The sequence below is a fragment of the Variovorax sp. 160MFSha2.1 genome (assembly GCF_048305075.1).
In the GTDB taxonomy this organism is placed as follows: domain Bacteria; phylum Pseudomonadota; class Gammaproteobacteria; order Burkholderiales; family Burkholderiaceae_C; genus Variovorax; species Variovorax guangxiensis.
On record NZ_CP157624.1, the window covers coordinates 5,015,030 to 5,027,549 of the forward strand.

The following is a 12,520-nucleotide window of genomic DNA, read 5'->3' on the forward strand; positions in this document are numbered from 1 at the left end:
CCCATGAAACCCGACCCGAGACACATATGACGAGAGAAAATCATCCAAACCGCTGGCTCGGCGTAGCTGGCCTTGTTGCCTGCTCTGCGCTGCTTGCTGCGTGCGGCGCAGGCCGCTGGAGCGGCAAGGCCGTCAACCTGGCCGTACCGGACAAGACCTCGCTCGCTCAGGCTTGCGCCGGCATGGCCGGCAAAACGGTGTCGCCGGGGCAGATCGCGCTGACGAGCGGCAAGGCAACGGTGTCTTCGGCCATGCTCGTACCCGCCGTCACTACCGCGCCAGCTTTCGCCGAATATTGCAGGGTGCAGGGCACGATCGCTCCCCTTACGGCGGGTGCAGATCCGATACGCTTCCAGCTCAACCTGCCGACCACATGGAACGAAAAGGCCGTCATGGTGGGAGGTGGCGGTTTCAACGGCACGGTCATCGATGGCGTCGCCGCGCTTCGCGACGCGGCACCGGGTCAAGCGCAGCCGATCACCCAGGGTTTCGCGACCTTCGGCACCGACTCTGGCCACGACGGAACGACTTACAACGCTACCGATCCAGCCAGGTTTGCGTTGAACGACGAGATGTTCCTGAACTTCGCGCATCAGTCATACAAGAAGGTCAAGGACGTCGCGCACGTGTTGATGCAGCAGTACTACCTGCGCACGCCGTCCAAACAGTACTTCTACGGCGGCTCCGAGGGCGGGCGCGAGGGCCTCACCATGGCGCAGCGCTACCCGCAAGATTTCGACGGCATCGTTTCCGTCGTGCCCGTGATCAGCTGGACGGGACTCTTCAACGGGTTCATCAGCTACCAGTTGCCGCAGTTCTCCGGCGGGGCAATCAACGCCAGCAAGGTGCGCCTGCTCGCCAAATATGTGAACACCACATGCGACGCGCTGGACAACAGCGCAGATGGCGTGGTGAGCAACTATCTCGCCTGTCCGTCTCGCATCGACCTGCAGCGCCTGCGCTGCCCTGGCGGCGGCGACACGGGCGACACCTGCCTGTCCGACGCGCAACTCGCTGTACTCAAGGCGTCGTACGGACCGACAGTCCTGCCTTTCCCGCTCGCCAACGGTCTCACTACCTACCCGGGCCGCCTGTACGGCGGCGAGATCCAACTCGGCGGGGAAGGCGTGGGTCGATGGGTGACGACAGGCCTCGTTCCCAATCTGCCGCCGACTTCGGCAGACGCTCGCGGTGTGATCTACGGCAGCAGCTACGCTCGCCATGTGATCGCGAAGAACGCCGCCTTCGACATCCGCACATGGAACGCCTCGAACTTCCAGGCGCGCATCCAGAAGGTGTCGGCGCTGATGGACTCGACCGATCCCGATCTTTCGGCCTTCCGCGCGCGGGGCGGCAAGCTCATCATCCGCGAGAACGCGGGCGACTGGGCGCAGAGCCCGATGGCCGGCATCCAGTACTACCAGAGCGTCGTCGACAAGCTCACGCAGCCGGTCGTCGACGAGTTCGTGCGCCTCTACGTTTCACCCGCATCGAATCATGGCGGTACGGCGGCAAGCCTCACGACAGGCGCCGAAATTCCCACCAATCACGATTTGCTCACGACGCTGGATAAATGGGTGACGAGTGGCAACACGCCGGCCGATGCACTCGTGCAGGTGCGCAACTCGCCCTCCGCTCCCTTCAGCACTCTCGCGACGCGCCCCATGTGCCGCTATCCGAACTACCCGGCGTACGTGTCGGGCGACGTGACGAAGGCTGAAAGCTATCGTTGTGTTGCGTCGTTGCCCTGACTTGTCGGGCGTCTGCGCAATCACATCTATCGCAGGCTGCCGAAGAGTGCGATTCAACCGAACCGCCCTCCATCACAAAGGCCGAAGACCGGGGGACATTCGCGCAGCAAGGCACCCCGTCGGCGTGAGCCTCGCCCTGAACGAACCCGGACCCGAGCCTCAGGACATCCCGCGCGCCAGCAGATGGTCGACAAGCCTGCGCTGCGGAAAGCTCAACGCCTCCTGCCGCGTGCACAGATACATCCGCCGCGAAGCCCACGCGTCCGTGAGATTGATGAAGCGCAGCTTCATCTCCTTGCGATAGGCCACCGCAGCGCCTTCGGGCAGGATGCCCACGCCCATGCCCGCTTCGATCATCCGGCACACGGCCTCGAAGCTCTTCACGCGCACACGCAGGCGCAGCACCTTGCGCGCGCTCATTGCGGCGTCTTCCATGGTGCGGGAGATGGCGGAGTCGTCTTCCAGGCCGACGAAGTCGTAGTCGAGCAGCTCCTCGAACGACACCTCGCGCCCGCGCCACGGGTGCTTCTGCCGCACGATGGCCACGAGCCTGTCCGTGCGGTACGGAATGAAGTGCAGCGCCGGGTCGGCCGCCTCGCTGGTGATGACGCCGACGTCGGCCTGCCGGTCGCGAATCGCCTGCACGATGTAGACGCTGCGGTGCTCTTCCACGCTCACGCGGATCTCGGGGTAGCGCTGGCGGAAGCTCGCCACGTCGTCGGGCAGGAACTGGCCCATGGCCGATGCGTTGGCATGCAGCCGCACGCGGCCGGTGGCGCCCTGCGCGTAGTCCGACAGGTCGGCGCGCATGCGGTCGACGTCGCGCAGTATCTGCCGCGCATGCATGGCGAGCGACTCGCCGGCGCCGGTGGGCGTCACGCCCTTCGAGGTGCGGTTGAGCAGCACCACGCCAAGTTGCTCTTCGAGGATGGCAAGGCGGCGGCTGGCGGCCGACAGCACCATGTGGCTCTCGGCGGCGGCCTTCGACAGGCTGCCGTGCTCAATGGCGCGAAGGAAGAGCGCCAGCGAATCGAGGTCGGGTCTCATGGTGTGTGGGTCGGGTCTGCGAGGCAGACATTGTCGGGCCGGCGGGGTCCGGGGCTCCGGCCGAAATACTTTCGGCGGATCGCGCCCGCAAAAGACAGATCTTCCGGAATTGGCTGCTCTTTGCCAAAACGAAGAAGCACTTTCCGCGGACAAGCCGGAAGAATCGTTGCTGCCCCGGCGTCTACCCCGCCGGGGCATTCCGCGAGCCGGCCCTCTACCGGGGCAAAGCCCGCATTCCGACGAGTCCTACCCGGAGTCTTTTTCAGTCATGGCATCCCACGAACTGGCCAGCGTTGCGCTGGACGACAAATACACGGCCACCGAAGGCCGGATCTACCTCAGCGGCATCCAGGCACTGGTGCGCCTCATGCTCGTGCAGAAATGGCGCGACCAGAAGGCCGGGCTGAACACCGCGGGCTTTGTCTCGGGCTACCGCGGCTCGCCGCTCGGCGGCCTGGACGAGGCGCTGTGGAAGGCGCAGCCCCAACTCGAAGCCAGCGCGGTGAAGTTCCTGCCCGGCGTGAACGAGGAACTCGCCGCCACCGCCGTGTGGGGCACCCAGCAGGTGCACCTGACGGGCGAGTCCGCCGTCGATGGCGTCTTCGCGATGTGGTACGGCAAGGCCCCGGGCGTGGACCGCTGCGGCGACGTGTTCAAGCACATGAGCCACGCGGGCACCTCGCCCCATGGCGGCGTGCTGCTGGTGGCGGGCGACGACCATGGCGCGTCTTCGTCCACGCTGCCCAACCAGAGCGACCACCTGTTCGCCGCGTCGATGATCCCGATGCTCTACCCGCAGAGCGTGGAGGAGTACATCGAGCTCGGCCTGCATGGCTTCGCGATGTCGCGCTTCGCGGGGCTGCCGGTGGGCTTCAAGGCGCTGGCCGACACGGTGGAGTCTTCAGGTTCCATTCCGGCCGGCGTGCTCGACGTGCACACCCAGCTGCCTTCGGACTTCGTCTTCCCGCCCGGCGGCGTGCATGCGCGCCTGTCGACCGACACGCTCGGCGTGCAGGCGCGCAAGCAGGAAGCGCTGATGCAGGACTACAAGATCTACGCCGCCATCGCCTATGCGCGCGCCAACCGGCTCAACCGCGTGACCATCGATTCGCCGAAGGCACGCCTGGGCATCGTGGCCTCGGGCAAGTCGTACCGCGACGTGCTCGAGGCGCTGGAAGAACTGGGCATCGACGCCGACGAGGCTGCGCGTATCGGCATCCGGCTCTTCAAGGTGTCGATGCCGTGGCCGCTGGAGCCCGATTCGATCCGCGAGTTCGCCGATGGCCTCGAAGAAATTCTTGTGGTCGAGGAGAAGCGCCAGATCGTCGAATACCAGCTCAAGGAGCATCTCTACAACTGGCGCGAGGACGTGCGCCCGCGCGTCATCGGCAAGTTCGACGAGCAGGGCGAATGGGGCGCGCATCCGCGCGGCAAGTGGCTGCTGCCGGCCACGGCCGATTTCTCGGTGGCGCAGATCGCGCGCGTCGTAGCGGGGCGCGTGGCGCGCTTTCACACCAGCGACCTCATCCGCATGCGGCTCGCCATCCTCGACGCGAAGGACGTGGTGCTGGGCAAGGCGGTGACCACGCCCTCGCGGCCGGCCTGGTACTGCTCGGGCTGCCCGCACAACACCTCGACCAAGGTGCCCGAAGGCAGCCTCGCGCTCGCGGGCATCGGCTGCCACGTGATGGCCACCGCCATCTACCCCGAGCACAACCGCACGACCACGCACATGGGCGGCGAAGGCGCGCCGTGGCTGGGGCAGGCGTGGTTCTCCAGGCGCAGGCACGTGTTCGCGAACCTGGGCGACGGCACCTACTACCACTCGGGCTCGCTCGCCATCCGCGCGGCCGTGGCCGCGGGCGTGAACATCACCTACAAGATCCTCTACAACGACGCGGTGGCGATGACCGGCGGCCAGCCGGTGGACGGGCCCATCACCGTGCCGCGCATCGCGCACCAGATGGCGGCCGAGGGCGTGAAGCGCCTTGCGCTCGTGGCCGAAGACCCGTCGCGCTGGTCCGACCGCAGCGTGCTGCCGCCGGAACGCGAGGGCTTCGCGCTCACCGTGCACCACCGCGACCAGATGGACGCGGTGCAGCGCGAGCTGCGCGAGTTCGAGGGCGTCTCGGTGCTGATCTACGACCAGGTATGCGCCGCCGAGAAGCGCCGCCGCCGCAAGAAGGGCGAGTTCCCGCAGGCCGCGCGCCGGGTGTTCATCAACGACGCGGTCTGCGAGGGCTGCGGCGACTGCGGCGAGCAGTCGAACTGCACCGCCCTGCTGCCGAAGCAGACCGAGCTGGGCCTGAAGCGCGCGGTCGACCAGAGCGCCTGCAACGCCGACGAGTCGTGCATCAAGGGCTTCTGCCCCAGCTTCGTGACGGTCGAAGGCGTGAAGCCGCGCAAGCAGGCGCCGGTCGCCGCGAAGGCTGCAGCCGAAGAGGCGCCTCTGCCCGAGCCGAAGCAGCCAGCGCTCGAAGGCATGCACAACATCCTGATCACCGGCATCGGCGGCACGGGCGTCATCACCATCGGCGCGCTGATCGGCATGGCCGCGCACCTCGAAGGCAAGGGCGTGAGCGTGCTCGACATGACGGGCATGTCGCAGAAGAACGGCTCGGTCACGTCACATGTGCGCATCGCACGCGACGCGGCCCAGCTGAAGGCGCAGCGCATTCCCACCGGCGAGGCCGACCTGATCCTGGGATGCGACATGCTGACGGCCGGCGCGCCCGACGCCATCGCGCGCATGCGGCCGGGCCGCACCTATGCGCTGGTCAACACCTTCGAGCAGCCCACGGGCCATTTCGCGCAGCAGCCCGACTGGCAGTTCCCGGCGGCGCAGGTGCGCGCGCTCATCGAGGAATCGGTGGAAGGCCGTGCCGACTTCGTCGATGCGACGCAGCTGGCCACGCGGCTCATGGGCGACGCGATCGCGGCCAACCTGTTCCTGCTGGGCTTCGCCTTCCAGAAGGGCCATGTGCCGCTGTCGGCCGAGGCGCTGGACAAGGCCATCGAGATCAACGGTGTGGCGGTGAAGGCGAACCAGGCCGCATTCCGGTGGGGCCGCAAGGCGGCGCTCGACCTCGCGGCGGTGACGCGAGAAGCTTCGCCGCAGAAGGTCGTCGCGCTGCAGCGGCCGCAGAGCCTGGAGGCGCTGGTCAGGAGCCGCACCGAGTTCCTCGCGTCGTACCAGAACGCCGCGTACGCGCAGCGCTACGCGGAGCTGGTGGAGCGCGTGCGTGCGCTCGAAGAGCGCGAGCGCGGCAGCAACCAGCTGGCGAAGGCTGTCGCATCGGGCCTCTTCAAGCTCATGGCCTACAAGGACGAGTACGAGGTCGCGCGCCTCTACACCGACCGGCGCTTCATGGAAAAGCTGGGCGAGCAGTTCGAGGGCAAGCCGGTGCTGCGCTTCCATCTCGCGCCGCCGGTGCTCGGCCGCCGCGATGCCGAGGGCCGCGCGGTGAAGACCAGCTTCGGGCCTTGGGTGATGGGTGCCTTCCGCGTCCTCGCGAGCCTTCGCGGCCTGCGCGGCACGGCCTTCGACCTGTTCGGCCGCACCGCCGAGCGGCGCATGGAGCGGCAGCTCATCGAGGACTACCGTGCAATGGTCGAGGACGTGCTCGCGCGCTTCGATGCCATCGACTTCGATACTGCCCTGTCGCTCGCACGGCTGCCCGAGCAGATCCGCGGTTTCGGGCATGTGAAGGAGGAAAGCGTGGTGTCGGCGCGAGTGCGGTGGGAGGCGCTCGCAAGGCAGCTCGACGCGCGCCCGGCCGGGCGGGCCATGCAGCGGGCCGGCACGCAGGAGCAGCCGGTGGCGGCCTGAACGGAAGGTGGGCGGAAGGTCGGCGGAAGGCGGGCGGCAGAGCCTGCCCGGGAGGATCAGGGCAAAATCCTCCCGCCGCCGGTCGGCCCTGCCCCCATGCCGCCCACCATGTCCACCCCCGCCCCCGATCCGACGCATACGGCGTCGGCGACCGCCCAGGCCCGCCCTCGCCGGCGGCATCGCAGCACGATCGCCTGGATGGCCGCGTGCACGCTGGCCCTGCTGCTGATCGGCCTCGCGGGCCAATGGGCGGCGAACCGCGAAGCGAGCTTCCAGGCCGACTCGATCCGCCGCGCCATGGAAGTGCACGTGCTCGGCCTGCGCGACGCCGCCGGCAAGTACAGCTACCTGCCCTTCACCGCGGGCCTGCATCCCGACGTGCTGGCCGCGCTGGCCCGCCCCAACGACATTGCCGCCAAGCAGCGCGCCAATCTCTACATCGAGCGGGTGAACCGGCAGGCCGGTTCCGACGTGCTCTACCTGATCGACATGCAGGGCCTCACGCTGGCAGCCAGCAACTGGAACACGCCGCAGAGCTTCGTCGGCCAGTCGTATGCCAACCGGCCCTACTTCATCGACGCCCGCGCGGGGCGCAACGGCCTTTTCTATGGCGTGGGCCAGACCACCGGCGAGCCGGGGCTCTTCATCTCCTCGCCGGTGCGCGGCGAAGGCGGAGAGATCCGGGGCGTGGTGACGGTCAAGGTCAGCCTGCGCCAGGTGCAGGAAACCTGGACCTTCGTGCGCGACCCCATCCTGCTGACCGACGCTCGCGGCGTCGTGTTCCTGAGCTCGGTACCGTCGTGGATGTACCGGTCATCGCGTCCGCTGCAGGCCACCGAGCTCGAAGGCATGCGTCGCGACCAGCAGTACGGCACGCGCACCAGCTTCACGGCACTGCCGTGGAGGGTGGAACGCGAGGAAGGCCAGCTCGGCTACCTGGTGCGCACCGACATCGGCGGCCGCCCGCGCGAGTACCTCGCGGTGGACGAGCGCCTGCCCGACCTCGGCTGGACGCTGACAGTGATGACCGACCACGCGGAAGTCTCCAATGCCCGCGAGCGCGCCTGGATGCTGGGCCTGCTGTGCGCCGTCGTGCTGCTGCTGGCCGGCCTCTACTGGCAGCTGCGCGAACGCCGCTTCGCCGAGCAGCGCGACGCGCGCCGCGTGCTGGAGCTGCGCGTGCGCGAGCGCACCCACGACCTCGACGAGGCCCATGCCTTCCGCAAGGCGATGGAAGACTCTCTGCTGGTGGGCATGCGCGCCCGCGACCTCGAAGGCCGCATCATCTACGTGAACCCGGCCTTCTGCGAAATGACCGGCTATGGCGCCGACGAGCTGCTGGGCAAGCTGCCGCCCTACCCCTACTGGCACCCGAACGACGTGACGCAGCACTGGCGCCACTACGACGCGATGATGAGCGGCCAGCCCGTGCGCTCCGGCTTCGAGTCGCGCCTGCGGCACCGCGACGGGCACGAGGTCATCACCATGGTCTACACCGCCGCGCTGATCGATGCCGACGGCAAGCACGCCGGCTGGATGAGTTCGGTGGTGGACATCACCGAACAGAAGCGCGCCGAGCTGCGCCAGCGCCAGAACGACGAGCAGTTGCAGCACGCCCAGCGCCTGGCGAGCCTGGGCGAGATGGCCTCCACGCTGGCCCACGAACTCAACCAGCCGCTGATGGCGCTGAGCAACTTCGCCAGCGCCGCCAAGGCCTTCGCCGAGCAGGGCAACCAGCAATTGCTGGTGAGCAGCCTGGACGAGGCCGTGATGCAGGCGCAGCGCAGCGCCGAGATCGTGCGGCGCATCCGCGGCTTCGTGCGCCAGCGCACCGTGGGCACGGAAGACTGCTCGGTGGCAGCGCTGGCCGGCAACGCCATCGCGCTACTGCAGGGCGAGATCCGCATGCGCCAGGCGCGCGCCGAGCTTCGCATTCCGCCCGGACTGCCCGAGGTGCGCGGCGACCGCGTGCTGCTCGAGCAGGTGCTGCTCAACCTGCTGTCGAACAGCCTGCACGCCATGCAGGCCGTACCGCCCGAGCAGCGGCTGGTAGAGATCGAGGCGGGGCTCAAGGAAGGACGCATGCACATCCACGTGGCCGACCGCGGCCCGGGCATCGACGCCGCCGTGGCCGAGCAGGTGTTCTCGCCCTTCTTCACCACCAAGACCGGCGGGCTGGGGCTGGGCCTGAACATCTGCCGCACCATCGTCGAGGCGCACAGGGGTCGCCTCACCTTTGCCGACCGTCCGGGCGGTGGCACAGTCTTCACCCTCGAGCTGGAAATATCGCCACCGACATGACCCACAACAGCGCCGCTCCCGCCAACAACCTGTGCATCGTGGACGACGACGAGGCCGTGCGCCGCTCGCTCGGCCTGCTGCTGCTGTCGCGCGGCTACGCGGTGCAGACCTTCGCCTCGGGCGAAGCCTTCCTCGAAGGCACCGACCTGCAGCGCGCCGGCTGCGTGATCATGGACCTGCGCATGGAAGGCATGAGCGGCCTGCAGGTGTTCGACACGCTGCGCACGCAGGACAGCCCGCTCGTGGTCATCTTCCTCTCGGGCCACGGCGACATTCCCATGGCCGTGGAGGCCGTTCAGAACGGCGCCTTCGGCTGGCTCGAGAAACCCTGCAACGACGAGCGCCTGCTCGACACCATCGCCCGCGCCCTGCAACAGGCCGGCGAGATCGCCACCCGCCGCCAGGCCCGCCAGGCCGCACAGGCGCTGTGGGACAAGCTCACCCCGCGCGAGATGCAGGTCGCCCGGCTGGTCGCCGAGGGCAAGCCCAACAAGCAGATCGCGCAGGAACTCGCCCCGCTGGAGCAGCGCACGGTGGAAACGCACCGGGCGCACGTGTTCGCGAAGCTGGGGCTGGCGAACAGCCATCAGCTGGATCGGTTCCTGCGGGAACACTCGCTGTAGCTCGCCGGGCACCGGCCACCGCCGACGGCGCACGCCCGTCGCGGCCCCAATCTAGGTATTTACCCTTGCGTATCGATACGTAGACGGCCAACGGCCGGTTACGGACGACAGCGCTGCCGCGGCCGGACAGACTCGCCGCAACGGTCCCCGCGTGCCTTTTCTTCTTAACGCCGCGGGCCGCAGCCAGAGACAAGGACCCCTTTCATGACCGCCATCGCAAGCGCGGCCGCCGGCGCTTCCAGCCCCGACGCGGCACCCGCCACCGCCAACAACAACACGCCCTACACCTTCGAGGAAAAGCGCAAGCGCATCTTCGCCATCTTCGCCGCCTCGTCCGGCAACCTGGTGGAGTGGTTCGACTTCTACGTCTACGCCTTCTGCGCCATCTATTTCGCGCCAGCCTTCTTCCCCAAGTCCGACCCCACGGTGCAGCTGCTGAACACCGCCGGCGTGTTCGCCGCCGGCTTCCTGATGCGCCCGATCGGCGGCTGGCTGTTCGGCCGCATCGCCGACCGCAAGGGCCGCAAGACTTCGATGGTGACCTCGGTGGTCATGATGTGCGTGGGTTCGCTGGTCATCGCCTGCCTGCCCACCTATGCGCAGATCGGCGCGGCCGCTCCGGCGCTGCTGCTGCTCGCGCGGCTGCTGCAGGGCCTGTCGGTGGGTGGCGAATACGGCACCACCGCCACCTACATGAGCGAAGTGGCGATGCGCGGCCAGCGCGGTTTCTTCTCCTCGTTCCAGTACGTCACGCTGATCGGCGGCCAGCTGCTCGCGGTGGTGGTCGTGGTGGTGCTGCAGCAGGTGCTCGACGAAGCCGAGCTCAAGGCCTGGGGCTGGCGGATTCCCTTCGTGCTCGGCGCCGTTGCGGCCGTGGTGGCGCTGATGCTGCGCCGCACGCTGACCGAGACGGCCAGCAACAAGACCCGTGCCGCCAAGGGCGCGGGCACGATGCGCGAGCTCTTCACCCATCACAAGCGCGCCTTCTTCGTGGTGCTCGGCTACACGGCCGGCGGTTCGCTGATCTTCTACACCTTCACCACGTACATGCAGAAGTACCTGGTGAACTCCGCCGGCATGTCGATCAAGACCGCCAGCAACGTGATGACGGCCTGCCTGTTCATCTACATGTGCATGCAGCCGCTGTTCGGCGCACTGTCGGACCGCATCGGCCGCCGCAGCAACATGCTGCTGTTCGGCGCCCTGGGCGCGCTGATGACGGTGCCGGTGCTGAGCAACCTGCAGAACGTCGGCAGCCCGCTGGTGGCAGGTGCGCTCATCACCCTCGCGCTGGCGGTGGTGAGCTTCTACACCTCGATCAGCGGCATCGTGAAGGCGGAGATGTTCCCGCCCGAGATCCGCGCACTGGGCGTGGGCCTGTCGTACGCGGTGGGCAACGCGATCTTCGGCGGCAGCGCCGAGTACGTGGCGCTGGGCCTGAAGTCGATCGGGCACGAGTCCTACTTCTACTGGTACGTGACGGCCATGATGGTCGTGGCCTTCACCGTGAGCCTTCTGCTGCCGAAGCAGGCGAGCTACCTGCATCACGACAAGTAGGCAGGCGCTACCGCAATGAAGTTCCGGGAGGCCCGCGCCTCCCTCAAAAAAACGCGGGCCCCTGGGAAAGCTTTTCGAGTCAGCGAGCCGCAAGAAAGCATGAGGGTACGAACATGGCGAGACGGATGGTCCACAACGCAAGCATCACCTTGAAGCTGCCGCGCGACATGGAAACCGGCGCAAGGGTCACGGCCCTTCGGGCCGCCGGTGTCCCGGTCGACGCGGAAGGCAACGCACAGCAGGGATTTCTCTTCGTGCGCTCGGGTGATGGCTACAAGAGTCAGGTCAGCATCTTCAGATGGTTTCCCGACGAGGTGAGCCCCATCACCCGCGGAGCCTCCGGCGCCGCGGAGCCCTCGGCCCGCGAGCATCGCCCCACAGCACCGCCGGACGACACGCTCGACCACTGGCTGGCCCAGATCCTCACCGCGCCCATCCCCGGCACCGACAGCGCGCTGCAGTGCGAGCCCGAGGCCTTGCCGGCCACCGCGGCTGCGATTGCATCTGCGCCTGCACCTGCACCTGCGACCGCAACTGCGGCAACGGCAGGCTGAAGCTCGCGGCCGGCGCCGGCCGGCAGCCTCAACCCGCGCCCCGCTGCGCCAGCGCGACCGCGTCGGCGCCCGCCGGAAATCGCAGTTGCCCCGTCGCATCGTTCGCCGCGCGCCAGACCGCCTCGGCGACATCCAACTCCTTCGTCAATTGCGTGGCCTGCGCCAGCGTACCGAAGATCGACCGAGCAAGGGGCGCATACGGCTCGGTGATCAGGCCCTGCATCCGCTCGCCACCGTTCTCGGTGAATCGCGTCGTGGGCGCGTAGCCGGGTTCGACGAGCTTCACGGCGACATCGAATGCCCTCAGCTCGTGAGCGAGCGAGGCCGTGAAGCCCTCGATCGCCGTCTTGCTGGCGGTGTAGGCCGCAACCAGGGGCATGGGCGCAAGGGTCGCGCTCGACGTGACGTTGACGACCACGCCCCCGCGGCGCTCGCGGAACGCGGGCAGCACGGCCTGCGTCATGGCCATCACGCCGAAGGTGTTGGTCTCGAAGAGCTCGCGCGTCGTCGCCATCGGCGTGGCCTCGAAGGCACCGAACAGGCCGATGCCGGCGTTGTTGACGAGCACGTCGACAGGGCCTGCCGCGTCCAGCGCGGCGACGATGCTTTCGGGCCGCGTCACGTCGAGCGCAAGCACGCGCATGCGCGGGGAGTCTTCGAAAAGTCCGTCTTGCGGCTTGCGCATGGTCGCGACGACGTTCCAGCCTTGAGCATGGAAATGGCGCGCAGTGGCAAGGCCGTAGCCGGACGAGCAGCCGGTGATCAGAACAGTCTTCATGGTGGTCCTCTGAGTGGGTAAGTGAACGAGCGGTTGGAAGGAACTCGTACGATAGGCTCGACCTACCGGACTATCTACAA

8 protein-coding genes are annotated in these 12,520 nt (G+C 67.9%); 6 read left to right on the plus strand and 2 right to left on the minus strand.

Annotated elements, in window-relative coordinates; translation table 11 throughout:
- Positions 1 to 26 precede the first annotated feature (26 nt).
- Positions 27 to 1,751 (plus strand): tannase/feruloyl esterase family alpha/beta hydrolase, encoded by a 1,725-nt coding sequence (locus tag ABL838_RS22770; RefSeq protein WP_418122041.1) that lies wholly within the window; start codon positions 27 to 29, stop codon positions 1,749 to 1,751.
- A 159-nt stretch (positions 1,752 to 1,910) separates the two neighbouring features.
- On the opposite strand, the gene ABL838_RS22775 is transcribed toward ABL838_RS22770, so the two are convergent.
- Complete coding sequence (locus ABL838_RS22775) at positions 1,911 to 2,798, minus strand: LysR family transcriptional regulator (RefSeq protein ID WP_126023502.1); 888 nt, start codon at positions 2,796 to 2,798, stop codon at positions 1,911 to 1,913.
- Between the two features lie 268 nt (positions 2,799 to 3,066).
- On the opposite strand from ABL838_RS22775, the gene ABL838_RS22780 reads away from it, so the two are divergent.
- The 5 genes from ABL838_RS22780 to ABL838_RS22800 all read left to right on the plus strand — a co-directional run bounded on the left by ABL838_RS22780 (position 3,067) and on the right by ABL838_RS22800 (position 11,662).
- Positions 3,067 to 6,627: an indolepyruvate ferredoxin oxidoreductase family protein gene (locus ABL838_RS22780; protein ID WP_418122043.1), complete on the plus strand. Its 3,561-nt coding sequence runs from the start codon at positions 3,067 to 3,069 to the stop codon at positions 6,625 to 6,627.
- Between the two features lie 108 nt (positions 6,628 to 6,735).
- A complete protein-coding gene (locus ABL838_RS22785; RefSeq protein WP_184642729.1) occupies positions 6,736 to 8,928 on the plus strand; it encodes a sensor histidine kinase in 2,193 nt (730 codons plus the stop codon).
- The gene (locus tag ABL838_RS22790; RefSeq protein ID WP_184642728.1) at positions 8,925 to 9,551 is read left to right on the plus strand and encodes a response regulator transcription factor; all 627 of its coding nucleotides are present in this window, start codon (positions 8,925 to 8,927) and stop codon (positions 9,549 to 9,551) included. Before ABL838_RS22785 ends, ABL838_RS22790 begins: the two co-directional genes overlap by 4 nt.
- A gap of 204 nt (positions 9,552 to 9,755) precedes the next feature.
- The gene (locus tag ABL838_RS22795) at positions 9,756 to 11,108 is read left to right on the plus strand and encodes an MFS family transporter (RefSeq protein ID WP_126023498.1); all 1,353 of its coding nucleotides are present in this window, start codon (positions 9,756 to 9,758) and stop codon (positions 11,106 to 11,108) included.
- A 125-nt stretch (positions 11,109 to 11,233) separates the two neighbouring features.
- Positions 11,234 to 11,662: a hypothetical protein gene (locus ABL838_RS22800; RefSeq protein WP_418122044.1), complete on the plus strand. Its 429-nt coding sequence runs from the start codon at positions 11,234 to 11,236 to the stop codon at positions 11,660 to 11,662.
- Positions 11,663 to 11,690: 28 nt separating this feature from the next.
- On the opposite strand, the gene ABL838_RS22805 is transcribed toward ABL838_RS22800, so the two are convergent.
- Positions 11,691 to 12,440 carry an SDR family oxidoreductase gene (locus ABL838_RS22805; protein WP_418122045.1) on the minus strand — a complete coding sequence of 250 codons (750 nt, stop codon included), beginning with the start codon at positions 12,438 to 12,440 and terminating at the stop codon, positions 11,691 to 11,693.
- Positions 12,441 to 12,520 lie beyond the last annotated feature (80 nt).

Excerpts from the sequence above, each read along its gene's own strand:
- ABL838_RS22770 (WP_418122041.1), top strand. The coding sequence starts at position 27 with ATGACGAGAGAAAATCATCCAAACCGCTGGCTCGGCGTAGCTGGCCTT.
- ABL838_RS22775 (WP_126023502.1), bottom strand. The coding sequence starts at position 2,798 with ATGAGACCCGACCTCGATTCGCTGGCGCTCTTCCTTCGCGCCATTGAG.
- ABL838_RS22780 (WP_418122043.1), top strand. The coding sequence starts at position 3,067 with ATGGCATCCCACGAACTGGCCAGCGTTGCGCTGGACGACAAATACACG.
- ABL838_RS22785 (WP_184642729.1), top strand. The coding sequence starts at position 6,736 with ATGTCCACCCCCGCCCCCGATCCGACGCATACGGCGTCGGCGACCGCC.
- ABL838_RS22790 (WP_184642728.1), top strand. The coding sequence starts at position 8,925 with ATGACCCACAACAGCGCCGCTCCCGCCAACAACCTGTGCATCGTGGAC.
- ABL838_RS22795 (WP_126023498.1), top strand. The coding sequence starts at position 9,756 with ATGACCGCCATCGCAAGCGCGGCCGCCGGCGCTTCCAGCCCCGACGCG.
- ABL838_RS22800 (WP_418122044.1), top strand. The coding sequence starts at position 11,234 with ATGGTCCACAACGCAAGCATCACCTTGAAGCTGCCGCGCGACATGGAA.
- ABL838_RS22805 (WP_418122045.1), bottom strand. The coding sequence starts at position 12,440 with ATGAAGACTGTTCTGATCACCGGCTGCTCGTCCGGCTACGGCCTTGCC.